Annotated in this window: 21 protein-coding genes and 1 tRNA gene; 9 read left to right on the top strand and 13 right to left on the bottom strand. The window is 63.6% G+C overall.

What is annotated here, in order from left to right; translation table 11 throughout:
- Nucleotides 1-127 precede the first annotated feature (127 nt).
- From AQZ50_RS01240 to AQZ50_RS01225, 4 genes are all read left to right on the top strand, one after another.
- Nucleotides 128-1,636, top strand: coding sequence for a PAS domain S-box protein (locus AQZ50_RS01240; RefSeq protein ID WP_197412347.1), 1,509 nt, complete (start codon nucleotides 128-130; stop codon nucleotides 1,634-1,636).
- Nucleotides 1,629-2,294, top strand: coding sequence for a response regulator transcription factor (locus tag AQZ50_RS01235; RefSeq protein ID WP_067741457.1), 666 nt, complete (start codon nucleotides 1,629-1,631; stop codon nucleotides 2,292-2,294). The genes AQZ50_RS01240 and AQZ50_RS01235 overlap by 8 nt, the downstream gene beginning before the upstream one ends.
- Before the next feature lie 189 nt (nucleotides 2,295-2,483).
- Nucleotides 2,484-2,903 carry a BLUF domain-containing protein gene (locus AQZ50_RS01230; RefSeq protein ID WP_067741454.1) on the top strand — a complete coding sequence of 140 codons (420 nt, stop codon included), beginning with the start codon at nucleotides 2,484-2,486 and terminating at the stop codon, nucleotides 2,901-2,903.
- A gap of 334 nt (nucleotides 2,904-3,237) precedes the next feature.
- A complete protein-coding gene (locus AQZ50_RS01225; protein WP_067741452.1) occupies nucleotides 3,238-3,933 on the top strand; it encodes a Crp/Fnr family transcriptional regulator in 696 nt (231 codons plus the stop codon).
- A gap of 36 nt (nucleotides 3,934-3,969) precedes the next feature.
- Here the strand turns inward: AQZ50_RS01225 and AQZ50_RS01220 are convergent, their stop codons facing one another.
- On the bottom strand, nucleotides 3,970-4,635 hold the full coding sequence (locus AQZ50_RS01220) for a phosphoribosyltransferase (protein ID WP_067741450.1): 666 nt from the start codon (nucleotides 4,633-4,635) through the stop codon (nucleotides 3,970-3,972).
- A 47-nt stretch (nucleotides 4,636-4,682) separates the two neighbouring features.
- Complete coding sequence (locus tag AQZ50_RS01215; RefSeq protein ID WP_231730049.1) at nucleotides 4,683-6,029, bottom strand: erythromycin esterase family protein; 1,347 nt, start codon at nucleotides 6,027-6,029, stop codon at nucleotides 4,683-4,685.
- 244 nt (nucleotides 6,030-6,273) lie between these two features.
- Between AQZ50_RS01215 and AQZ50_RS01210 the strand changes: the two genes are divergently transcribed.
- Nucleotides 6,274-6,579, top strand: coding sequence for a hypothetical protein (locus tag AQZ50_RS01210; protein ID WP_156427190.1), 306 nt, complete (start codon nucleotides 6,274-6,276; stop codon nucleotides 6,577-6,579).
- A 318-nt stretch (nucleotides 6,580-6,897) separates the two neighbouring features.
- On the opposite strand, the gene AQZ50_RS01205 is transcribed toward AQZ50_RS01210, so the two are convergent.
- The 9 genes from AQZ50_RS01205 to infA all read right to left on the bottom strand — a co-directional run bounded on the left by AQZ50_RS01205 (nucleotide 6,898) and on the right by infA (nucleotide 13,361).
- Nucleotides 6,898-7,842: a nucleotidyl transferase AbiEii/AbiGii toxin family protein gene (locus tag AQZ50_RS01205; RefSeq protein WP_067741446.1), complete on the bottom strand. Its 945-nt coding sequence runs from the start codon at nucleotides 7,840-7,842 to the stop codon at nucleotides 6,898-6,900.
- Complete coding sequence (locus AQZ50_RS01200) at nucleotides 7,835-8,716, bottom strand: type IV toxin-antitoxin system AbiEi family antitoxin domain-containing protein (protein ID WP_067742328.1); 882 nt, start codon at nucleotides 8,714-8,716, stop codon at nucleotides 7,835-7,837. Before AQZ50_RS01200 ends, AQZ50_RS01205 begins: the two co-directional genes overlap by 8 nt.
- A gap of 390 nt (nucleotides 8,717-9,106) precedes the next feature.
- A complete protein-coding gene (locus AQZ50_RS01195; protein WP_231730048.1) occupies nucleotides 9,107-9,628 on the bottom strand; it encodes an ArdC family protein in 522 nt (173 codons plus the stop codon).
- Nucleotides 9,629-9,705: 77 nt separating this feature from the next.
- Nucleotides 9,706-10,956: a tyrosine-type recombinase/integrase gene (locus tag AQZ50_RS01190; protein ID WP_067741443.1), complete on the bottom strand. Its 1,251-nt coding sequence runs from the start codon at nucleotides 10,954-10,956 to the stop codon at nucleotides 9,706-9,708.
- A gap of 164 nt (nucleotides 10,957-11,120) precedes the next feature.
- Nucleotides 11,121-11,196: transfer RNA gene (locus AQZ50_RS01185), tRNA-Phe, on the bottom strand.
- Nucleotides 11,197-11,295: 99 nt separating this feature from the next.
- On the bottom strand, nucleotides 11,296-11,478 hold the full coding sequence (locus AQZ50_RS01180; RefSeq protein WP_067741440.1) for a DNA gyrase inhibitor YacG: 183 nt from the start codon (nucleotides 11,476-11,478) through the stop codon (nucleotides 11,296-11,298).
- Nucleotides 11,475-12,485 carry a ribonuclease gene (locus tag AQZ50_RS01175; RefSeq protein ID WP_067741437.1) on the bottom strand — a complete coding sequence of 337 codons (1,011 nt, stop codon included), beginning with the start codon at nucleotides 12,483-12,485 and terminating at the stop codon, nucleotides 11,475-11,477. Before AQZ50_RS01175 ends, AQZ50_RS01180 begins: the two co-directional genes overlap by 4 nt.
- On the bottom strand, nucleotides 12,478-13,104 hold the full coding sequence (locus AQZ50_RS01170; protein ID WP_067741434.1) for a Maf family protein: 627 nt from the start codon (nucleotides 13,102-13,104) through the stop codon (nucleotides 12,478-12,480). The genes AQZ50_RS01175 and AQZ50_RS01170 overlap by 8 nt, the downstream gene beginning before the upstream one ends.
- An 11-nt stretch (nucleotides 13,105-13,115) precedes the next feature.
- Nucleotides 13,116-13,361: a translation initiation factor IF-1 gene (infA, locus tag AQZ50_RS01165; protein WP_008071722.1), complete on the bottom strand. Its 246-nt coding sequence runs from the start codon at nucleotides 13,359-13,361 to the stop codon at nucleotides 13,116-13,118.
- 313 nt (nucleotides 13,362-13,674) lie between these two features.
- On the opposite strand from infA, the gene AQZ50_RS20690 reads away from it, so the two are divergent.
- Nucleotides 13,675-16,188, top strand: a complete 2,514-nt coding sequence (locus AQZ50_RS20690) for a TonB-dependent receptor (protein ID WP_231730047.1) — start codon at nucleotides 13,675-13,677, stop codon at nucleotides 16,186-16,188.
- Between the two features lie 3 nt (nucleotides 16,189-16,191).
- On the opposite strand, the gene AQZ50_RS01155 is transcribed toward AQZ50_RS20690, so the two are convergent.
- The gene (locus AQZ50_RS01155; RefSeq protein WP_082703331.1) at nucleotides 16,192-16,587 is read right to left on the bottom strand and encodes a PilZ domain-containing protein; all 396 of its coding nucleotides are present in this window, start codon (nucleotides 16,585-16,587) and stop codon (nucleotides 16,192-16,194) included.
- A gap of 204 nt (nucleotides 16,588-16,791) precedes the next feature.
- Here AQZ50_RS01155 and uvrC point away from each other — a divergent pair, with 204 nt between their 5' ends.
- The 3 genes from uvrC (at nucleotide 16,792) to AQZ50_RS01140 (ending at nucleotide 20,492) form a co-directional block, all read left to right on the top strand.
- Nucleotides 16,792-18,714 carry an excinuclease ABC subunit UvrC gene (uvrC, locus tag AQZ50_RS01150; RefSeq protein ID WP_067742324.1) on the top strand — a complete coding sequence of 641 codons (1,923 nt, stop codon included), beginning with the start codon at nucleotides 16,792-16,794 and terminating at the stop codon, nucleotides 18,712-18,714.
- 258 nt (nucleotides 18,715-18,972) lie between these two features.
- Nucleotides 18,973-19,986: a hypothetical protein gene (locus AQZ50_RS01145; protein ID WP_067741428.1), complete on the top strand. Its 1,014-nt coding sequence runs from the start codon at nucleotides 18,973-18,975 to the stop codon at nucleotides 19,984-19,986.
- Nucleotides 19,987-20,012: 26 nt separating this feature from the next.
- Nucleotides 20,013-20,492, top strand: coding sequence for a hypothetical protein (locus tag AQZ50_RS01140; protein ID WP_067741426.1), 480 nt, complete (start codon nucleotides 20,013-20,015; stop codon nucleotides 20,490-20,492).
- A gap of 35 nt (nucleotides 20,493-20,527) precedes the next feature.
- Here AQZ50_RS01140 and AQZ50_RS01135 read toward each other — a convergent pair whose 3' ends face one another.
- Nucleotides 20,528-21,427 (bottom strand): acyl-CoA thioesterase, encoded by a 900-nt coding sequence (locus AQZ50_RS01135; protein ID WP_067741424.1) that lies wholly within the window; start codon nucleotides 21,425-21,427, stop codon nucleotides 20,528-20,530.
- Nucleotides 21,428-22,049 lie beyond the last annotated feature (622 nt).

The following is a 22,049-nucleotide window of genomic DNA, read 5'->3' as shown; positions in this document are numbered from 1 at the left end:
CCTGCGCTGTCCGCCCGGCCAAGGGGGGCGCCGTCTTTCCGCACCCCGCAACTATCGCGAGAAAAGACGGATTGTCTGCCCTACATGGCAAAGGTGTCTGCACGGGAATGATCGGGGCAAGGGGATGATGTCGCGAAAGTCGTCGCTGGATGATGTTCAGGTTTTTGATATTCTTCGCCTGATCATGGAGCATCTGCCGGTCGGCGTGGCGGTGGTCGATCGAGACATGCGCTATCTGGATTGCAGCAGCCGGTGGTTGAGCGACCGCGGCCTTGCCTGCGCGGACGTCATGGGCCGATCGCACGACGAGATTTTCCCGGAAGCCGGTGATGCCTGGCGCGCGATCCATCGCCGGGTGATGACCGGCGAAACGCTGTCCGGCGATGCTGATCCTGCCGAATCCGGCATGGGCCCGGCTGTTCGGGAGCAATGGAAAATGGTGCCTTGGCATCAACGCGGCGGCGAGATCGGGGGCGCCATTCTCTTTTCCCGGATGCGCGACATCGCCGGGGAAACCGCGCGCGCCGGCGATGCCGATGCGGCTGAGGCCATGCTGCGATCGATTCTCGACACTGTGCCCGACGCCATGATCACGATCAGCGAACAAGGCGTGATCCAGTCGTTCAGCGCGGCTGCCGAGCGCCTGTTCGGCTATACGTGCGAAGAAGTTGTCGGGCGGAATGTGGCGATGCTCATGCCCGAACCCGATGCCCATGCTCATGATGACTATCTGGCGCGGTATCGCGAGACCGGAGAGCGGCGTATCATCGGCACGACCCGGCGCGTTTTGGGGCGGCGCAAGGATGGTTCGATTTTTCCGCACGATCTCAACGTCGGCGAAGCGCGCGCAGGGCAATCGCGGGTTTTTACCGGGTTTGTGCGCGACCTTACCGCCGAGGAAGAGGCCGACCGCCGACTGCGCGAGGCACAAGCCGAATTGATCCGGATTTCCCGCGTTTCCGCTGTGGGAACGATGGCGACCGCGCTGGCGCATGAGCTCAATCAGCCGCTCGCCGCGATTGCCAACTATGTGCAGACGTCGGCCGCGCTGTTTTCCGACAATCAGGAAACGACGGTGGCCATGGTGCGCGGCGCGCTTGAAGAGGCCGGGCGCGAGGCATTGCGGGCAGGTGCGATCATCCAGCGCCTGCGGGAATTCATTGCGCGTGGCGATCCCGAACGCGCGATCGTCGCGCCGCTCGCGCTCGCGATCGAGGCTTGCGCGCTTGGCGCGACGGGCGGTGCCTCGCTCGGCATTCGCTGCGATGTCGTGATACCGGACGATCTGCCGCTGCTGATGGTGGACCGGATCCAGATTCAGCAGGTCTTGATCAATCTGATCCGCAATGCCTTTGAAGCGCTCGGCGACGCCGGGATCATCGTTGTCAGCGCACGACGCGATGGCGCCATGATCCGCATGTCGGTAACGGACAACGGGCCGGGCGTTGCCCGCGATCAGCAGGAAGAGGTGTTTCAGCCGTTTGTCAGCAGCAAGACCGCGGGCATGGGGCTGGGGCTTGCCATCTGTCGGACGATTGTCGAAGCGCACGGAGGTCGGTTGTGGTGCGATTCAGCGCCCGGCGGCGGGGGCGCGTTTCATTTCACGGTGCCGATCGCGGAGCGCGGCAATGGTTGAAGACGCTTTTCGCGGGGGTGTCATTCATGTCGTCGATGACGAGGAATCGATTCGCCGCTCGCTCGATTTCCTGTTGCGTGCCGCCGGCTATCGCGTGGAGCGCTGGCCCAATGGCGAGGATTTCCTGAAAGGGGCGGATCGCACCGTGCCCGCCTGTGTCCTGCTCGACATCCGCATGCCGGGTATCGACGGGCTCGAAGTCCAGCAGCGCATGGTGGCGCAAGGGCTCGACTTTCCGGTGATCATGCTGACCGGCCATGGCGATATTACGCTGGCTGTGCGCTCGATGCAGGCCGGGGCTCTGGATTTCATGGAAAAGCCGTTTGATCGCGAAGCGTTGCTGCGTTCCATCGCGGTTGCGGTGCAACAGCTTGGCAATCGCGCGGCCTTGCGCGAACATCAGGGGTGGGCCCGTGTTCAGATCGCCAAGCTGACGATACGCGAACGTGAAGTGCTGGACGGCCTTGCCTGCGGCTATCCCAACAAGACCATCGCCTTTGATCTGGGGATCAGCGCGCGCACCGTGGAAGTGTATCGGGCCAACGTGATGGAGAAGCTCGGGGTGGCCAATTTCGCCGACGCCTTGCGCGTTGCCTTCGGTGCGGGTCTCGGGGATGCGCAGCGGTGGCGCGACGATCATCCGGTGTGCCGCAAATAGCAGCCGGATTTCGCCATGCGCGGGTCACGCGCGCCCCGCGCTCCGGTACATTGCGGATATGACCCATGGCGGGGCAAAGGCACTGTGTCGCCAGCAGGCGCTCGTGGCCAACCTGGCCCCCCGTTTGGTCATTTGAGTGCCTGCGCCTTTTTTGCCCGGAATACGGGCAAGATGCATAGGTGCGGGCTGATGTTGTCGCTGATTTACGTAAGCCGACCGTTGGTTGATCCGGAGGCTCGCGCCAGGGTTCTCGACGATATTCAGGCCGTGTCGATCGCGCGCAATACCGATCTGGGCATCACGGGATTGTTGATCAGCACATCCGGCTATTTCGCCCAGATTCTGGAAGGACCGGAATCCGGTGTCGAGGCCGTGATGGCCCGTATCGCGGTCGATCCGCGCCATCATGAGGTGCGCATCATCCGGCGGTCGGACGTGAGCGAGCGTCGTTTTCCGCATTGGCGGATGGCCCGGTTCGATGGAGAGAGTTTCGGGGCTGTCAGAGTCAATCCGCTGTTGGCAGACTGCCACGCGAGGGGGGACGCCGACGCAATTGCCCGATTCGAACGGCTGATCGATGTCATCGCAATCGGCGGGCCATTATCCTGAGGCACCCATCGGGCCATGCTGCGCAACCGGCAGGGATATTTTTGCGTCGGCACCGACTTGCGCCAGCTTTACCGCCTCCTCGCTCTGTTTGCGGGGGGGCAATTAACCGGGGGGCAATCGACTGGACCTGGAGCAGATACCGCGCCGGGGCGGCGGTCGGTCGGCTCCGGTAACTTACGGATAGGCGGCGGGCCCGGATTGTCCGATAAAATCTCTGGTTTTTGATCCCAGTCAATGACAACTGCTCCCACTCCACTGCGCCGCGCGCGTTCGGGTGGCCAGTAGCCGGTGACAAGGGGTGCATAAGCCGTTCTCGAAAGAGGGGCTGATTGTCATGGCGACGTGTTCTCAATGCCCGGTTCGCGAAAGCTCCATCTGCCACTCGCTGTCGGCGGACGCGCTCGACCGCTTTGGCCGGGCCGGTCGGCGGCAGACTTTGCTGGCCGGTCAGACGCTGATGTGGGAGGGCGAGGATGCGCTGCTGGTCGGCAATGTCGTGGATGGCATCCTGAAGTTGACGGCGTCCTTGTCGGACGGGCGTGACCAGATGCTGGGGATCGCATTTCCCAGCGATTTTATCGGGCGCGCTTTCGGTACGAAAACCCGGCATTCGGTGACAGCGGTGACCGATGCCGAAGTCTGCACCTTTCGGCGATCGGATTTCGACGATCTTGCGCGGCGGCACGCCGATGTTGAGCACGACTTGCTGAAGCGGACGCTCGGCGAGCTCGACCAGATGCGGAAATGGATGCAGGTGCTGGGTAAAATGACGGCGACGGAGCGCGTGGCCGTATTCCTGATCGAAATGGCAGCGCGCCTGTGCCCCGATGTCGAGAGCGAGACGGCGCTGATCCGGTTCACACTGCCGATCGGACGCCAGGATATGGGCGATTTGCTCGGCCTCACGATCGAAACGGTCAGCCGCCAGATCACCAACTTGCGCCAGCGTCAGATCATCGGCACGCCGGACAGACGCTCGATCGTCATTTATGACCGGCGCGCCCTGGCCGCATGCGCGGGCATGGGGTGAGTGCCGCAGCCACGGCTTCCCGGCACAAGGCGGCCTTTACGCTGGATGGCTCCAGCGCTTTGCCTCGGCCAATAACCGGATGACTTCGGCGTCTTCCGTCTGGGTAAAATCGCGGTAATGTGCACCGACCGCATAGAACGGGGTCGGTGACAAAAGGCACACGATCCGGTCGCAAAGCCCGCGAAGTCCGCCAAGCGTATCGGCAGGGGCGACCGGCACGGCAAGCACGATTTGCGCCGGGCCCGCCTTGGCCAGCGCCTGAAGCGCAGCGCGCACCGTGCCGCCGGTCGCAATGCCGTCGTCGACCACGATTGCCGTTCGCCCGCCAAGCGCGGCTGGTGCCCCTGTGTGATAGAGCGTGCGGCGTCGTTCGATCTCGGCCAATTGTCGCGCGATCTCGCCGTCGATGTAGGCCTGGCTGGCGCCGACGGCGCGGGCCGCTCGTTCGTCGATGACCACTTGCGGCGATGCGCCGTCGACCAATGCGCCGATGCCATATTCTTCATGACCGGGCGCGCCGATCTTGCGCACCAGCAGCACATCGAGCGGCGCGGTCAGCTCCCGGGCGACTTCGAATGCCACCGGAACACCGCCGCGAGGCAGCGCGAGCACAACCGGATCATCGAGTTCGAGCGCGGCGACGGCGTGCGCCAAGGCGCGCCCGGCTTCGCGGCGATCGGCAAATCCTTCCCATCGGGTCATGCTTCATCCCCCAGATGGCGCCGTCCCCGACTTCGTCCCCGCCCCGGTCATAGCCCGAACGGCCAGGTCTCGGGCGCGCCATGGGGGCGTTCCCGCCCCAGCGGCGTGACCGCGCGGGTTTCCTCGAACCAGACATACGCGTCGAACTGGTCGGCCAGCACAGCCTCGAAATAATGGCTCAACAGCTCGGATTGCGGCCGATAGACCACGCCGACCGCCCGTTCGAGCAGGCTTTGCGACAGGACATCGGCCAGCCCCCGCCGTTTGGAGCCGCGCCAGTCGGTGAGGCTGCGGGCAAGGCCGGTGCGGCGAAACGCTTCTTCCCAACTGTGTCGGCGTGCCGGGCGAAGCTCCATCACCCGCATCTCCGCGCCCCAGTCCGACGCGGCGGCAACCGTTCCGCGATCGGTTCCAAAGCCGATCAGAACGGCTTCGTCGCCATAGGCGGCGCGGACCAGTTCGCCGATGTTGAATTCTCCGCGCCACCCCATGGCAGTGGCCGACGCATTGCCGACATGCGAATTGTGCGCCCAGATCACGGCGCGGGCATCCTTGCGAAAGGCCATGAGCCTTTGCACCGTGTCGAACATGTGCCGGTCGCGCAGGTTCCAGCTGGCGGCTCCGCCCCGGTACATGGCGCGGTAATAGCTTTCGGCGGCGCGTACGATCCGCGCGTTCTGTTCGGCATCGAAATAGCTGTCGCCGTCTTGCGCGATCAGATGCATCCGCTGGTGCAGCAAGTCGCGCAATTGGGCCACGATCGCGTCTTCACAACCGACGAGGTGGCCATGCTCGATCGCTTGTCCATAGCGCTGCGGCTCGTCCTGCCACGGCAGCAACTGGCCATAGCGATGGCGCGCTTCTGCGGCGGCCGCCGGATCGTGCGCATCGAGATAGGCGATGACGGCATGGATGGATTCGCCCAGGCTGTAGACATCGAGGCCGCGCATGGTCGCCCGGTCGGCTTCGGGCAGGGCGGCATTGTGCCCGCGCAACCAGTCTGCAAAGTCCAGCACGTCTTCATTGCGCCACATCCACGTCGGAAACCGCACGAAGGGTTGGCCCACGCGCGGACGCGGGGCATTGTGGCGGACATAGTCGTCGATTCGTCCGATGTCGGGCCAGTCGCCCTCGACAGCGACGATATTGAAGCCGTGATGCTCGATGAGCCGACGCGTGATCGCCGCGCGGGCTGCGTAGAATTCATGCGTGCCGTGCGTTGCCTCGCCCAACAGGACGATCCGGGCATCGCCGAAGCGATCGAAGGGGACGGCGAAGTCCGGCGCCTCGACAACCGGCAGAATTTCGGCCGCATCGCGCAATCGTCCGATCAGCGCCGCCCGTTCGGGGGCCATCGGGTCGTCGAGTGCCATCCCTTTTCCCGCATCGGTCATGGGGCGTCTTCCTCCGAAATTGAGTCAACCTGTCGGGTGCATTCGGTTTTCAGCCGGAATTCCATGTGACCCCATGCACGGGGCCATTCTCGGGCTTAGCGCAATGCAGTGCCACCTCTATCCGTTTAGTTACGGAGTGCATGCCCAGGATGATCGGTATCATAATGAACAGGAGTATGTTGAAATGTATCTGAGATATATTTCGTAAAAATCACCATCGAGTGATGTCCGACGGAGAATGATCATGAACCAATGTTCTGCAGTATCGACCGACGGCGACAAGCTTTGTCATTGCGGCAGTTGTGGCTGCCGTATCGATGAAGGGCATGACGTTGCGGCCAAGATGTTTCATCTTGCTCTATGCGCAAAGCATGATGTTTTGAAGAAAAAGATGGAGAAGCTGATCGAGCAAAAAATCGGCGACCATTTGGACGCCATTGCCGAGGTCGCGGTCGAGGCCGTCATCGACAGAATGGAACGCATGGCAGCCAAAAAGCACGCTTCGCATCAGTTCGAAGAAAAAATGATGGACACTCTCAGGAACGACTGAGTTCCATGAATTACCCGTCGTGCCGGCCGACCGGAACGACCGCTTGATCGCCACGGCGTTACGCCGCTGTCGTGATTGCAAGCTGTTGGGAAGCGGGGACGGAATCGAAAAATTCCACTATGATTTTGATTTTAAATATTTAAATTAAAAACCATTTTTAACTGGCCCCCAATTAAGCCCCCCAGTGCGCCGGGTGAAAGCCAAAAGATCGCGGATGGTTGGCCTATCGTCCGTCCAAAAGGACGATATTCCTCATCCCAACCTTTTGGCCAAAGCCGCACTTGCTCATGGCCGGACGACGGCTGCCAGACTGATCCTCTAATCTCGGGCGTGGGTTCTGCGGTCAAGACTGGGGTAGCCGCGCCAAGGCAGCGACACATAGAGCTCCTGCACGATCGCGAACCTCTCATCGAATGGCGGCAGGTCGGATAATTCCAGCTTGAGGGTATCCCAGTCCGCGCGGGCGCGGCGTACGACCTCGGGGTCATCGATGGAGGTGGCAGTTGGCTCGATCCTGCGGGTGCGGCACTTCTCGATCAACGTCGCCAGAATCTTCGCCCTGTCGTCGTCCATGAGGGCGTTGCCCGCGACAAGAAAGGCGATGTCATAGACATCCTGGCGCCGATAGCGGTTTCGCACCGGCTGCTGGAGCAAGGCTCTGAATTTTTCGGCAATGATCTCATGGAGGGTGAATGCCCTGACGGCCACGCCGGCATCTGCCAGATTCAACTCCTGAAAGGCATAAACCTGGTCGCGGAAGCTGATTTCCATATCGAGCACGCGGGATGCCTGCCCGGCCTCGAACCGCTTTTCCTCCGCTGTGCCGCGTCGGGCGGAGCCAATCCGAACCAACAGCGCCGGAAAATCATGATCCTCAAAGTTTCGAGCCTTGGGCATCTTTTTCACCGATTGCACCCGGCACAGCAAATCAAGATATCCAAGGGTTATAGCTGTTCTCGGGAGCAAGCCATTCAGCTCGTTGACCACCAGCTTGGCAAAGGCCTCGGGATCGGCGTTGGCGCTGAAATCAACATCACCGGTCACCCGCTCGCTTTTGAAGGCCAAGGCCATCACCGCGCCACCCTTGAGGACCAGTGCCTTCTTTAGGTCTGGCGCAATACCGATCGACGCCAACACAATCTCTGTGACCTGGCGATCGCGATAGCGGTCGGGATTGGGACGCGCCGCCTCAACCCATGCGCGCACGTCAACATCGACAATCTCGATTCCTGCACCATCGGGAGCCTCGTCGATGTCATACATTGAGAGAAATCATCCATCTTTCAGAATAGGTCGGACCATACGGGGCATCCGGATTGAGTTTTCTCGACCCGCCGCGCTGGGCATATTGCTGCCACGCGTTAATTCTGTCGTCCTCTATTTCTAGAACCTCCGTCAGAATATAGCCTGCCCGTACCTTTACTATTTTTGCTTCGAAGCAATCGACTGCCTGGATGATTTGCGGCGCCCACTGCTCTGCTTCATGGTTCCAGATGTCGAGCACATGGTGGATGCCTCCGCAAAGAGCGGGCTCTGCCAGCATATCCACGAAGGTTCGACCAATCGATGCAATTTGAGTGCGCTCACCGGCGACCGGGATGGGCTGCGCTGGATGACTGGATTCATGCACAATGACGGGGCGGCGGCGAACCACTCCTTTGAACCCCAACCTTACCAGGGCAGGGTGCTCGGTAGGGAGCTGCTCCCCCAAATCCGCTTGTAACTTCCGATCACGAAGCCCGTTCCAGATCGATCGGATCGGCGTTGTTAGGTGGAGAGCTTCAGGGCTGCGATCCGTAAGCCCATAGCGCTGCATCGCAGACAGGTGAGACACATAGCAGAACGGATCGGCGATACATGCGATCTCTTCTGCTGATCCGGCTCGCGTTGATTGCACTACTCGCCAAACGCCGGAGCGAAAATCTACGTCTGGAGCTATGGTTCGGCGCGCGCCCAAACGATTGATTGCGTTTCGCGCACGGGTCCGATCCCACTCCAATGGAAGCCTTTTTAAGGGCTCGCCCTTCCATTCCTTCTTGGCAAAAAGCTGCTGGCCTAGGACAAAAAACTCATAATCGGTGACGATTGGGGCGTCCCGTTCGAGCAATGCGTTTTCAAGGCCGTCGGTGAAGTTCATGCAGCGCCTAATGATATATGTCCTAAGGACATATATCATTAGGCGCTAGATGTAAACCCTGCGAATTTTTATTCGGAGGCGTGCTCAAGGGGGCTTGACTAATGCGATAGTGAACCACATATGTCCTTAGGACATATGTGGTTCACTATCAGAGTTAACTCCGCGCAATCCCAAGCGGTCCAATGGACTCGGAGACGACAGCCCCCCTATTCTGCGTGCGAAGTACCGTCGGTCAGCGCATGGTCGAGCTCGTGAAGCTATCGCACGATCCGAATGTGGGCGGCAAGTGAACAGTGTAAAGTACGGCGAGATCAAGCTTCGCCCAGCTGAGTGCCTCGAAGGGATATAAATGCCAAAGAAATGGCCGCCCAGATAGGGGCGGCCGCCTGGCTATGCCGCCTCCTGCACATTGTCGGGGTTAGCCAATTGGTGGAGATAGGCAATGACCCGCTCCGCATGGGCGGCGGCCTGGACGATGGCGCGGGTGTCGTTTTGCAGCACCTTGATCCAACTTGCGATATAGCTGGCATGGTCGGGGCGTGGCTCGTTGGCCAGGCCAAGATCGGCGGCAAGGAAAGCCGCGCCCAGCTCGGCGACAAGCTCCTCGCGAGCATAGCCTTCATCGCCCCATTTTTCCCGCCCGAACGATCGATCAAGGCGGCTCTCGTGGCGAGTCCAATGGACTGTCTCATGACCCCTTGTGCTGTAATAGCCGTGCGCATCGTGGAAGGCCGCGAAGGGTGGAAGCTGGATGCGATCGACTGATGGCATATAATAGGCACGGTCGCCGCCGTGGTTTACAGTCGCGGGGATGCTGGCAAAGAATGCCTCGGCGGCTGCGATGCGCTCCACCTCTGGCATGGGTTCTGGCACGATGTGGAACCGGTCGGGTACGCACAGAGGGGAAGACATATCTCGGTAAGCCGACGCATGCTTTCGATGACGGCGAGCGCCTGATGCGACAAGGGCACGGCATGGGCTTTACAGGTTCAGCCTCGCGCACGCTCGCGTAGCGGGATGATATCTGCGCCTTTGCGCAGCGTTTCCAGATGGTCGCCCCACCATTGCGCCATGTCCACGCGTTCCTGCCAATGCGCCCCGCGATGGTATGCTGCGCGCACAGCATCCTTGTCCTTGTGCGCCAAGGCCCGTTCGATCGCGTCGGGCGACCACCTGCCCGATTCGTTCAGCAGCGTACTGGCCATCGCGCGAAATCCGTGCGCGGTCATTTCGTCGCCGGAATAGCCCAGTCGCCGCAGCGCCGCGTTGATGGTGTTTTCGGACATCGGGCGAGTGTAAGTGCGGATCGACGGGAAAACATAACGCCCGTCACCAGTCAGGCTGCGTGCCTGTTCCAGCAGCGCTAGCGATTGCGTGGACAGCGGAACAACGTGTTCCATCCGTCCCTTCATCTTGTCCGGCGGGATGCGCCAGACGGCGGCGTCAACGTCGATTTCGCTCCATTCGGCTTGGCGAAGTTCGCCGGGGCGCACGAACACGAGCGCGGACAGTTGCAGCGCGATCTTGGTGATCGGACTGCCTTCATAGCCATCCATCGCACGCAGCAACTCGCCCGCCTTCTTCGGTTCAAGGATGGCAGCGTGGTGCTTGGCTTTGTGGCTGGTCAACGCGCCGCGCAGATCGCGCGTCGGGTCGGATTTGGCCAGTTGGTTGGCGATGGCGAAGCGAAATACCTGACTGGAAAATTGAATGGCGCGGTGTGCGGCTTCGGTTCGTCCGGTCGTTTCGTATTTGCGGACGGCTTCCAGCATTTCGAACGGTTCGATTTCGGCAATCGGACGCTGGCCGATGGCGCGTTCGACCAGTTTCAGCAGCCATTCCTGCTTGGTCACGGTCGCGTCGGCGCGTCCCTCGCGCTTGCACTTGTCGATGTAGGTCCGGGCCACGGCGGCGAACGAGTTTGCCGCGCTGACTTTGGCAATGTGGGCATCGCGACGCTTCTTTTCGGCGGGATCGATACCCTTGGCCAGCAATGTCCGCGCATCGTCTCGCAATGCACGCGCGTCTTTCAGGCTAACATCGGGATAGGTGCCAAGGCCCAGCTTCCTTTCGACCTTCTTGGGATTGCCCTGTTCGTCCCGGCCATCGACCCGGAACTTGAACCGCCAAAGCATTCCGCCCGATGGCTGCACGAGCAGGAACAGCCCTTTTTCATCGGCCAGCTTATAGGGCTTCGCCTTCGGCTTCGCATTGCGAATTGCAGTGGATGTAAGCGCCATTGGGGGCCACGCCTTTTTGCCTAATTTAAGTGGCCCCCGCTGTGGCCCCCAAAATCACCCGATTGTGGGCGAGCAATGGCGAACACCGGCGATTAAGCCAGTGGCATTAATGGCAGATTTCCGGGGTTTTTGCAACTCTTGGCGGGCTTCGGCGAACAGGCCGATGGTGCCCGGGGACGGAATCGAACCGCCGACACCGTGATTTTCAGTCACGTGCTCTACCAACTGAGCTACCCGGGCATCGCGCGATAGGGCCGGTCTGTGGCGGCGCCGTCGCGATGGAAGCGCGCCTATGGCGAAGCACGGGGGGCTTGTCCAGCCCCAACGTGACAGATTTTTTCAGATGCCGTCCTCGTCGCCGTCCGGGCGGGCGGCGGGTGGGCCGGGAATGGTGTAGCCTTCGTCGAGCCAGCGCAGCAGGTCGCGGTCGCGGCAACGCGGCGAACAGAACGGGGCGAAGTCGGGCGCGCGCGGCTTGCCGCAGATCGGGCAAACGCGCGGACGTTCTGGAGAAATGCTCATGGCGCTATCGCCTGCGCGAAACCGCCGTGGAGGGCAAGCCCCACGCGCGCCTCGCGCCGGATCGATCGACCGCTGCGGCGGGCCAGTTCGTCCTCCAGCGCGGGGCTGATCGCGGCAAGGACGTCAGGATGGGCGACCAGCAGCAGCGCGCCCGGCTCGGCCACGCGCTCGGCGCGGCGCAGCAGGGCATAGGCGGCGGCGCGTGCGGGATGAAACGCCATGCGCGCGATCAGCGAGGGGCGGACGAGTCGGCTGATCAGCTGGACAAAGCCAAATCCGTTCATGCCGGTGCGTTCGCCGCGCCAGCCCGATGCCGCCAGCGCCAGATCGAGCGCGGCATCGACTGCCTGGCGCTCGGCGCGCGATTCGAGCCCGGGGAAATCGATCCCCACCGATCCGGCGATGTCGAACCGCGCAAGCGATGCGGCAAGCGCCGGGACGGCTGCGTGGGCCAGCGGCAGCAAGGGCGGCGGGCCGTCGATGTCGATCAGCGTCATCGCCGGAGTCGGGCTGATCGTCAGCAGACCGCCGGGGAAATCGACGATCCCGGTCTGCGCCTGTTCGATCAGGTCGTCCCAGCCTGCCGTGTCAAAGCTGCGGTCGAGCGTGCCGAGCGCGCGCACGGGGATGCCGCTATCGGCCAGCGTTGCGGCGAGCGACGGTGCGGGGCAGGGCGCTGCGTCGCCCGCCGGGCGGCACTGCATCAATTTGAAGCGGCCCTGTTCGGCCAGAGCGGCGCGCGTGATCCGCACCATCAGCGTGGCGCCGTGGGTCAGGCCGGGGGGCAGCGCGTCGATCGTGGCGATCGTGCCGTCGGGCAAGCGCACCGCGCCGCGTCGTGAACCGGGATGGCGATGGTCGAGCCGTGCGGGGGCGACCGCGCCAGCGCGCCATGGTTCGCGCCAGCACACGCGCGCGGCGAGGATGGTGTGATCGTCAACGCAGATCGCGCGATCTTCGCCGATCCCCGTTTCGATAAACCATTCAGGCCCCGAGTGTTCAGGCAAGCCGTACTCCGGCGGCAAGCAGCAGGCGGCGGGCTTCGTAAAGCGGCAGGCCGACAACGCCCGAATGGCTTCCCGCGAGCCAGGCGCAAAAGCCTTCGGCGCTGCCCTGGATGGCATAGCCGCCCGCTTTGCCGTGCCATTCGCCGCTGGCGATATAGGCGTCGATTTCGGCCGGAGTCAGTCGTTTGAAACGGACCACGGTCTCGCTCAACGCTTCGCGCAAGTGCCCGTCGGGGGTGATCACCGCGATCGCCGAAAAGACACGATGGCGGCGGCCCGACAGCAGCGTCAGGCATTGGCGGGCGGTGGCCTCGTCCTCGGCCTTGGGCAGGATACGCGCGCCGAGGCCGACCACGGTATCGCCGGCCAGGATCACCGCATCTGGGCGCAGCGCGGCGGCCGCGCGCGCCTTTTCGGCGGCGAGGCGCACGGCATGGGCGCGCGGGCGTTCGCTGCGCTGCGGGGTTTCGTCTATATCGGCGGGCGCGACGGCATCGGGTACGACGCCGATGCGCGCGAGCAGGTCGCGACGACGCGGGCTGGCCGAAGCCAGCACCAGCGGCGTGCGCGGGGCGTCGGCGTGATCCTGCTTCGGATCAAGGGGCGCCGCAGGAGGCATGCGGTTGCCGCTCAATAAGAGCCGGGGCCGCCGCGACCGGGCATGAAGCGATAGGTGATACGACCCTTGGTAAGGTCATAGGGGGTGAGTTCGACCAGCACTTCGTCGCCGACGAGCACGCGGATGCGGTTCTTGCGCATCTTTCCGGCCGTGTGGCCGAGAATTTCGTGGTCGTTTTCGAGACGGACGCGGAACATCGCGTTGGGCAGCAGTTCGACCACCGTCCCGCGCATTTCGAGGAGTTCTTCTTTCGCCATCGGCGGTTTGCGATGCCTTGTTCTGTTTTGAGCATCCGGCGAAAGAATCGACCGGAACTCGAAATCATGGGACAAATGAGGTTCGATGCGGTGTGCAGGTGATGCGCCGCGCGTGGCGCCCATAACTCGTGTGCGGCAAAAAGGAAAGCCCGCTGCGTATCGGCGTGGCCCCAGCCCCCTTCCAAGCCCCTGTCCAACACGCCCCGTTATTGCCGGGCGAGCCGACGGGCGACAAAATGTTACCAATTGTCCATTGCCCATTCGTGGTGCATTTCGCAAGGGCACACGGCCCTCCTTGCCCCCCGGGAAAGCTATGTCCTCCGCCGTCATCCTGCTTCCCGCCGTTGTCGTCGGCCTCGCTTTGGGCGGCCCGTCTGCGCAAGCGCAGCAGACGCCGGACGCGCCGACTGCGGTTGCACCCCAACCCCAACCTGCTCCGGCGCCTGCGGCCGATTCCGGCGATACCGATGAAATTTCGGTCAATGGCGACAAGATCCTCAAGGCCAATGCGCAAGGGCTCGACAAAAAGGGAGAAATTCTCGTCGTCGCGCACCGCATCAAGGGGCAAGTCGAAACCGAACAGCCGCCGATCGTGACTCTGGATGAGGAAGACATCGCCAGTTACGGCGTGTCGTCGATTCAGGAACTCGTCGCTGCGCTCGTGCCGCAGACGGGCACCGGGCGCGGGCGGGGCGATGGTACGCCGGTGTTTTTGCTCAACGGCATGCGCGTGTCGAATTTTCGCGAAATTCGCGGGCTTCCGCCCGAAGCGATCCGCCGGGTCGAGATACTGCCCGAAGAAGTCGCCCTGAAATACGGATTTCGTCCCGATCAGCGCGTGGTCAATTTCATCCTCAAGGACCATTTCCAAGGATTCAATGACGAAGGTCAGCTCAATGTGCCCGCGCGCGGCGGCTATACCGATCTGCGCGACGAAGCGACCGGGGTGCGCATCGATCAGGGCGCGCGCGTCAATGTGACCGGCACCTATGACCGCCAGACGCCCGAGACCGAGGCCGCGCGCGACATCATCCAGTCGACGCCGGTCGCCGCGGGCGCGCCCGATCCGGCCAAATTCCGCACGCTGCAGGCGGGCACGAGCACCGCGACTCTCAATGCCACCGTGGCGCGGCCGCTCGGGCTGGGCGCGGGGCTGACGATCAACGGCCTGATCGAGCGCGATTCGAGCGACGCGCTCAACGGGATCAAGGCGACCGAGCCGTTGCTCGGGCTGCTGGCGTCAAGCCGCACGACCACCGGCTCGATCGGGTTGGGGCTCAATCGCCCGCTCGGCACATGGTTGCTGTCTGCGACCCTGGACGGCAGCCATGTCTATTCGTCCAGTTCGACCGATTTGCCGTCCGCGCTCCAGCCGCAAATCAGCGATACCACGACCGACACCGCGACGACGCTGGTGACGGTGAGCGGCATGCCCGCGCGTTTGGCCGCAGGCGATGTCGGGCTGACGCTGAAAACCGGCTATGTCTGGTCGTCTTTCGCCGGCAGCGGTACGAACGAGGCGACAGACGCGCGGCTGCGGCGCGGCGATCTGCAAGCCGGTTTCAGCCTCGATGTGCCGATTGCCAGCCGCAAGAATCATGTGCTCGAAGCGATCGGCGATCTCTCGCTCAATCTGAATGTCGAGGCGCACACGCTGTCGGATTTCGGTCACCTGATCGATCTGGGTTCGGGCCTGACGTGGAAGCCGACTGCGCGCCTGGCATTGTCGGGCTCGTATATCGGCACCCAGGTCGCGCCCGGTTTTTCCAATCTGGCCGCGCCCAGCGTGGCGACGCCGGGCGTTTCGGTCTATGACTTCGTGCGCGGCGAGACGGTGCTGGCGACGGTCGTTTCGGGCGGCAATCCGGGGCTTTTGCGCGAAAATCAGCATGACCTGAAATTTGCCGGGAACTGGACCCTGCCGTTTGGCGGCGGCAACGATACGCTGGTGGTCGAATATTTCCGCAACCATTCGGACAATGCGACGAGCACGTTTCCCTTGCTGACGGCGGCGGTGCAGGCGGCTTATGCCGATCGCATCAGGCGCGATGCCGATGGGCAGATCGCGTGGATCGACGAAACCCCGGTGACTTTGGCGATGACGCGCAGTTCGCGCATCCGCACCACGCTCAATCTCGCGGGAAATTTCGGCAAGCCCGATCCGGCGATGGCGCAGCGGCGCGGTTTTGGCATGCGCGGGCCCGGTGGTCCCGGCGGTCCTCCGCCGGGTGGCGGGTTTGGCCATGGACCGGGCGGTGGAGGTGGAGGCGGGGGCGGGGGCTTTGGCGGGGGCGGGCGTGGCCCGGGCGGTCCTCCGCCGGGCGGTCCGCCGCCATCGGACGGGCGCGGGCGGTGGAACCTGTCGCTCGCCTACAGCTATGAATTCTATAACACCGCGCAATTGGCCCCGGGCGGCCCGGTGCTCGATCAGTTGCGCGGCGATGCGCTGACCGGAACCGGGGTCGCGCGCCATACCGTCAATCTCGACGCGGGCGGGTTCTATCGCGGCTTTGGCTTGCGCCTCAATGGCAGCTATGCGAGCCCGACCCATGTCAATTCCAGCGGTCAGCCCGGCGATCTGCCGCTCGATTTCGGATCGCTGGCCACGCTCAATGTGCGGCTGTTTGTCGATCTTGGCCGGATGCCGGGCGTGGTGAAAAAATTCGCGTTCCTGAAAGGATCGCGCCTGTCGCTGGGCGTTAACAATCTGTTCGACGGGCAGCAGAAAGTGACCAATTCTGCGGGCGTGACGCCGCTGCGGTATCAGGCGGGCTATCTGGATCCGACCGGGCGCCTGCTCAAGCTGGAACTGCGCAAACAGTTCTGAGCATCAATAGACGCGACGGCCCTGGACGAATTCCCGGGCGTGGCGCAGTTGACGGTCGCTTTCGAGCGATTCGAAATGATCGTGGATGGCGCGCAGGCGAACGACGTCATCCTTGGCGACCGGCTCATCGAAACACAGCCCGAATCGCGCGCCGCGCCGCCAGACCACCGTGCCAAACGCTTCGACGCCGTTGACCATCAGCACGGCCGAATCGCCAACCGGTGGCGCCTCTTTGGCCACGGTCACACAGGCCCCGGTTTGCGACAGGTCATCCAGCTGGCAGGGCTCGTGCCCGGTGACCAGAATGACCTTGCCCGGCAGGCCAAGCCGCACCCGCGCCGCCTGACGACGACCGGCTGAGCGGGTTGCATGCCCGAATTGGTAAATTTGCGTGGTCACGTCCGCGAGGTTAACCCGCACGTCGTTAAGCGCGGCGCGCCCGCCCGATCCGGTCTATTGCGTAGCGCGGGTCTCGCGTGGGTGCTGGCCAAGCGGGGTCGGAGTCCCTATCTGGAATGGCCCATGGCCCGTTCTTCCTCGCGACCGCCCGCCCCGCCCGTTTTGCCCGACGATGCCCCTGCCGGTCGCACCCCGGCGGGCGCGATGGCCTCGCCGCATGGCGCGGAACGCTTTAACGAAGACAAGGCGACTTATGTCCTGCGCGGGGCGGATCAGCCCGATCTCGATCGCGGGGTCGCAGTTCTGCGTGATGTGATCGCGACCTTGAAGCCGGTCCCCGGGGTCTATCGCATGATCGATGCACGCGGTGACGTGCTCTATGTCGGCAAGGCGCGCGCCTTGAAAAACCGCGTCGCCAATTACGTGCAGGTCGATCGCCTGCCCAATCGGCTGCGCCGCATGGTCAGCCTGACGCGATCGATGACGATCGTCACGACCAATTCCGAGGCCGAGGCGCTGTTGCTCGAAGCGCAGCTGATCAAGCGCTATCGCCCGGCCTACAATGTCCTGCTGCGCGATGACAAATCGTTTCCCTTCATTCTCTTGCGATCCGATCATGGCTATCCCCGGCTGATGAAGCATCGCGGCGCGCGCCGGGCCAAGGGCAATTATTATGGCCCCTTTGCCAGCGCCGGGTCGGTCAACACGACGATCAACGCCTTGCAGAAACTGTTCCTCCTGCGCAGTTGCAACGACGGCTTCATGGCGCGGCGCGACCGGCCTTGCCTGCTTTATCAGATCAAGCGATGCAGCGCGCCTTGCGTCGGGCGGATCAGCGAGGCCGACTATGCCGAACTGGTGCGTCAGGCGAAGGATTTCCTTGGCGGCAAATCGAGCGCGGTCCAGCGCGAAATCGAGACGCAGATGGCCGCCGCCGCCGAAGCGCTCGATTTCGAACGCGCGGCGGTGATGCGCGACCGGCTGCGCGCGGCGACATTCATTCAGGGCAGCCAGGCGATCAATGCCGAAGGCGTCGGCAATGCCGATGTCTTTGCCATGGCGATCAAGGGCGGGCAGGTCGCGATTCAGGCGTTTTTCATCCGGGGCGGGCAAAACTGGGGCCATCGCGCCTTTTTCCCCAGCCACACCGAAGGGCACGATGACGGCGAAGTGATGACGCTGTTTCTGGCGCAATTCTATGAAGACGTGCCGCCGCCGCGCCTGATCCTGGTCGACCGCGACTTGCCCGAAGCGGTGCTGCTGGCCGAAGCGTTGCAGGGCGCGGCAGGCGGGAAAGTCGAAATCTCCGTGCCCCAGCGCGGCGATCGCCGCCGCCTGATGGAACAGGCGCAGCGCAATGCCGACGAAGCGCTCGACCGGCGCATGGCCGAGACCGGGACAAAGGCGAAGATCTTTCGCGAGCTGGCCGATTTCCTCGAACTCGGCGATCCGCCCGATCGCATCGAGATCTATGACAACAGCCATATCATGGGCTCCAATGCGGTCGGCGCGATGGTCGTCGCCGGGCCGGAAGGCTTTCGCAAGGGGCAATACCGCAAGTTCAATATCAAGCGGCCCGAGACCGAGCCGGGCGACGATTTCGGCATGATGCGCGAAGTCATGAGCCGCCGCTTTGCCCGTGCGCAAGAAGAAGACCCCGACCGCGATCGCGGGATGTGGCCCGATCTCGTGCTGATCGACGGCGGCAAGGGGCAGATGACCGCCGTGCGCGAAACGCTGGAAGAGCTCGGGATCGAGGATGTCGCGCTGATCGCGGTGTCAAAGGGTCCCGACCGCAATGCCGGGCGCGAACATTTTCATTTCCCCGACGGGCGCGAAAAGCTGCTGCCGCTGAATTCGCCCCTGCTGTTCCATTTGCAGCTCTTGCGCGATGAGGCGCACCGCTTTGCCATCGGCGCGCATCGCGCCAAACGCAGCCGGGCGATCACCGCCAGCCCGCTCGACGAAGTCCCCGGCATCGGCCCCGCGCGCAAACGGGCGCTGTTGCTGCATTTCGGCACGGCGAGCAAAGTCCGCGCGGCCAGCCTCGAAGACCTGCAACGCGCGCCCGGTGTCAGCGTGGCTGTCGCACAGACGGTCTACGATTTCTATCACCCGTCGGGTTAGGGCCGATTCGGCGCGCCGGAGGCGTCAAACCATTGCTGTCGGTTTGTCCCAACCGTCCCGGTTCGATGCGGATTTCGGGCGTTGCGCGATGACTTGCCCCATTCATCCGATCAGTCGCGGCAAAATTAGGGTCTGGGTAACCTGTTCCTTTCAGGGCAATGTTACCATGCTTCTATAGGTCTTTGTGCCAGTGGGTGGTTCGACCGTTACGGCGGGGACCGTGTGGTGGTGCGGCGCATGGACGCGAAAGGGGGGGCAATGTCTGGCAAGCCAGGAACTGTTGCGGTTGCGCTGGGCGCGATCATGCTGGCGTTGGCAGGGCCCGGCGCGGCCATGGCGCAGGCGGTGGTTTCGACCGGGGTGGGCACGCCGTTCGAACTCGCTTTCTGGCAATCGATCGACAGCAGCAACGACCCTTCGCTTTATGAATCCTATCTGACGCGGTTTCCCAACGGCACGTTTGGCGAGATCGCGCGGGCCAAGATCATCACACTGCGCGGGCGCATGGCCCAAAATCCGACCTCTTCACCGACCGCCAGCCCGGCGTTGACCGTGCCGGTGGCCCCTGCCGCGCCGTCCGCTGCAACGGTTGCGCCGGTCGCTCCGCCGACCGTTCCCGCCCCGGTCCCTGCCGCGCTTCCCGCAGTCCCGGCAGCGCTTCCTGCGGCGCCGCCGGTGGTCGCCGTGGCTGTCGAGCCCGCTGCCGCTGCAGCGCCGCCTTCGGGAAACACGCTGGGGCAGTTGCTGGCCGCGCTGGCCAATAGCCAGACCACGGGCGGGGCGGGCGCGCCGAATGCGGCGTCAGCCCCGGCATCCGCCCCGGCGTCCGCAGTGGTTCAGCCGGTCGCGATGGTCTCTCCGGCGGCGCCCGTCGCACTGCATCCGACCACCGCCGGGTTTGTCCTGCCGCCGCAACCGGCGCTGTCCCCCGTGCCGCAGGTGGCGTTGCCGCCCAGTTTCTGTTCGGCCGAGGCGCGCAATGCGTTTCACGACACGGTCTATGCCCCGTCGGTGAATACCGCGCGGCAGAACAACGAGGCGGCGGCGGACTATCTGCGCCGTTTGCAGGCGCTGTATGACCAATATCAGCTGAGCCACGATCCCGACACGATGAACGCCATCGTCGGCGCGGCGCGGACCTATGGCCAGGTCGCGCAGACCACGTTTGCGATGCAGGCGGCGCTGGTGCGGCAATTTCCGGCGCTGATGGCGGTGCCGGTGGTCCCTTGCGCGCAGCCGACGCAGCCCCCCGCGACGACGCTTGCCAAATGAGCCTTGGCCAAATGAGCCTTGGCCAAATGAGGCGCGGCGTCGGCCTGGTTGCGGCGGCGCTCGCGCTGATCCTTGCCGGGACTGCCGATGCGGCCTGTATCGAAGCGCCGGTGGTCGGCGCCGCGCGGCTGCACGAATTCGAAATGCTGATGATGGACGTATCGTTGCGCTGTACGCGCATCGGCGTGGCGATGCAGCCGCATTACGACAGCATGATCGGCGTGCATCGTTCGCTGTTCGACGGCGCGGCGCAACGGCTGCAACGCTTTTTCGCCACCGATGCCGTGGCCGATGCGCATCATCGCGGGCTCTATGACCGCTATGCCACGATGATCGCCAATCGCTATGGCGGGGGCAATACCAGCCTCGATACCTGCCACGTGTTCGATGCGGTCGCGGTCGAAGTGGCGCGCGCGGGCGACGGCGGGCGCATGCTCGGCGCCGTGGCGCAGGCAATGATCGCGCACCCCCTGCTGGAAGCGGCGACCTGCCCGGCCAAGCCTTAGGCTTTCGATGCAGAAGGCGGCACCGGCCCGCCTTGTCAGTTTTTCGCCGCAACCGGCCGGATCAGCCCTTCCTGCGCGACGCTGGCGACATGGCGCCCGTCGCGGGTAAAGATCTGCCCGCGATTGAACCCGCGCGCGCGACCGGCCCACGGGCTGTCGCAGGCATAGAGCAGCCATTCGTCGGCGCGGAAATCGTCGTGAAACCACAATGCGTGGTCAAGGCTGACCCCCATGACATTGCCGATGATCCAGCTCAGCCCATGGGGCAGGGTGCTCGTGCCGAGCAGGCTCATGTCGCTGGCATAGGCGAGCACCGCGCGATGGATGCGCGGATCGTCGGGCAGCGGCGCGACCGTGCGAAACCATGTGTGCGATTTCGCTTCCTGCGGGGCCGGGTTCATCCAGTGGCGCGGCTCTGCCGGGCGTTGTTCGATCGGGCGCGGGCGCAGCATCATGGCGCGCTTGTCCGCGGGCAGTTCGTCGACATGCGCCGCGCGCAGATCCGCCTCGCTCGGCAGATCTTCGGGCGGGGGAACATCGGGCATCGCAGCGGCGTGACAGGCGCCCTCTTCGCGCCGGTGAAACGAAGCGACCAGCGTCAGGATCGGCTTGTCCGCCTGACTGGCGACCACGCGCCGATTGGCAAAGCTGCCCCCGTCAAGATCGCGCAGGACATGAAGCGCAACGTCCTGCGTCTCGTCGCCGCCGCGCAGGAAATAGGCATGCAGCGAATGAACCGGCCGATCCTCGCCCACGGTCCGCTCTGCCGCGACCAGCGCCTGCGCAATCACCTGCCCGCCAAACATGCGCCCCGTGCCGCCCTGCCGATTGTGCCCGACAAAGCTGTCGGTGCCGGCGGGATCGAGATGGAGCAGGCGCAACAGCCCATCGACAAGCTGTTCGGGCGAGGGCGTTTCGGGTGTGGGGTCAGTCATCGCCGTGCGTTGTGACGCGGCCTGCCGTTTACGTCAACGGCAGAGGTGCGATGGACGACGCCCGGCCGAAGGGCTGCCTGCATCACACATCGCCCGCTGCACTAATATATATTTTGAAATCAATACCGCGCGCCCTTTTCGTCATTCCCGCGAAGGCGGGAATCCAGTCGCCCTAACGTCTTGATGATACGTCGAAATCTGGATTCCCGCCTGCGCGGGAATGACGAACGAAAGTGGAACGTGTAATTGCCATAGGCCGAACGGACGGGGTGGGCAGGCCTCCCTTTCACTCCCTCCTTGCAACAGCAGTTTGGCTTCCCGGAAAAACGCCCGCCCACCATGTCGAACAAACGCCCGCTTATCATGCGGCACAAATACCCGCTCGTCCTGAGCCCGTCGAAGGACGCGCGCGACATGCGATCAGGGGACACGGGCCAGTGCGCCGAGCAGGCCTCCGCGCGCGTCCGTCGACAGATCAAGGATGAGCGGACTTGGATTTGACCGTTTGGCCGGTGTTGATGTCGGGTGCAAAGGTTTCATCCACATGCCGTGATCGTCAGGTCCGCGAAATGGGCAAACTGTCCCCCGATCCCCTGCCGTCCTCGGCTTAGCCCCTAAATTT

It is taken from the genome of Novosphingobium sp. Fuku2-ISO-50 (genome assembly GCF_001519055.1).
Taxonomy (GTDB): Bacteria; Pseudomonadota; Alphaproteobacteria; order Sphingomonadales; family Sphingomonadaceae; genus Novosphingobium.
This window is presented reverse-complemented; position numbering and strand designations above follow the sequence as displayed.

Coding starts and splice junctions, on each gene's coding strand:
- AQZ50_RS01240 (WP_197412347.1), top strand. CDS start 128: ATGTCGCGAAAGTCGTCGCTGGATGATGTTCAGGTTTTTGATATTCTT.
- AQZ50_RS01235 (WP_067741457.1), top strand. CDS start 1,629: ATGGTTGAAGACGCTTTTCGCGGGGGTGTCATTCATGTCGTCGATGAC.
- AQZ50_RS01230 (WP_067741454.1), top strand. CDS start 2,484: ATGTTGTCGCTGATTTACGTAAGCCGACCGTTGGTTGATCCGGAGGCT.
- AQZ50_RS01225 (WP_067741452.1), top strand. CDS start 3,238: ATGGCGACGTGTTCTCAATGCCCGGTTCGCGAAAGCTCCATCTGCCAC.
- AQZ50_RS01220 (WP_067741450.1), bottom strand. CDS start 4,635: ATGACCCGATGGGAAGGATTTGCCGATCGCCGCGAAGCCGGGCGCGCC.
- AQZ50_RS01215 (WP_231730049.1), bottom strand. CDS start 6,029: ATGACCGATGCGGGAAAAGGGATGGCACTCGACGACCCGATGGCCCCC.
- AQZ50_RS01210 (WP_156427190.1), top strand. CDS start 6,274: ATGAACCAATGTTCTGCAGTATCGACCGACGGCGACAAGCTTTGTCAT.
- AQZ50_RS01205 (WP_067741446.1), bottom strand. CDS start 7,842: ATGTATGACATCGACGAGGCTCCCGATGGTGCAGGAATCGAGATTGTC.
- AQZ50_RS01200 (WP_067742328.1), bottom strand. CDS start 8,716: ATGAACTTCACCGACGGCCTTGAAAACGCATTGCTCGAACGGGACGCC.
- AQZ50_RS01195 (WP_231730048.1), bottom strand. CDS start 9,628: ATGTCTTCCCCTCTGTGCGTACCCGACCGGTTCCACATCGTGCCAGAA.
- AQZ50_RS01190 (WP_067741443.1), bottom strand. CDS start 10,956: ATGGCGCTTACATCCACTGCAATTCGCAATGCGAAGCCGAAGGCGAAG.
- AQZ50_RS01180 (WP_067741440.1), bottom strand. CDS start 11,478: ATGAGCATTTCTCCAGAACGTCCGCGCGTTTGCCCGATCTGCGGCAAG.
- AQZ50_RS01170 (WP_067741434.1), bottom strand. CDS start 13,104: ATGCCTCCTGCGGCGCCCCTTGATCCGAAGCAGGATCACGCCGACGCC.
- infA (WP_008071722.1), bottom strand. CDS start 13,361: ATGGCGAAAGAAGAACTCCTCGAAATGCGCGGGACGGTGGTCGAACTG.
- AQZ50_RS20690 (WP_231730047.1), top strand. CDS start 13,675: ATGTCCTCCGCCGTCATCCTGCTTCCCGCCGTTGTCGTCGGCCTCGCT.
- uvrC (WP_067742324.1), top strand. CDS start 16,792: ATGGCCTCGCCGCATGGCGCGGAACGCTTTAACGAAGACAAGGCGACT.
- AQZ50_RS01145 (WP_067741428.1), top strand. CDS start 18,973: ATGTCTGGCAAGCCAGGAACTGTTGCGGTTGCGCTGGGCGCGATCATG.
- AQZ50_RS01140 (WP_067741426.1), top strand. CDS start 20,013: ATGAGGCGCGGCGTCGGCCTGGTTGCGGCGGCGCTCGCGCTGATCCTT.
- AQZ50_RS01135 (WP_067741424.1), bottom strand. CDS start 21,427: ATGACTGACCCCACACCCGAAACGCCCTCGCCCGAACAGCTTGTCGAT.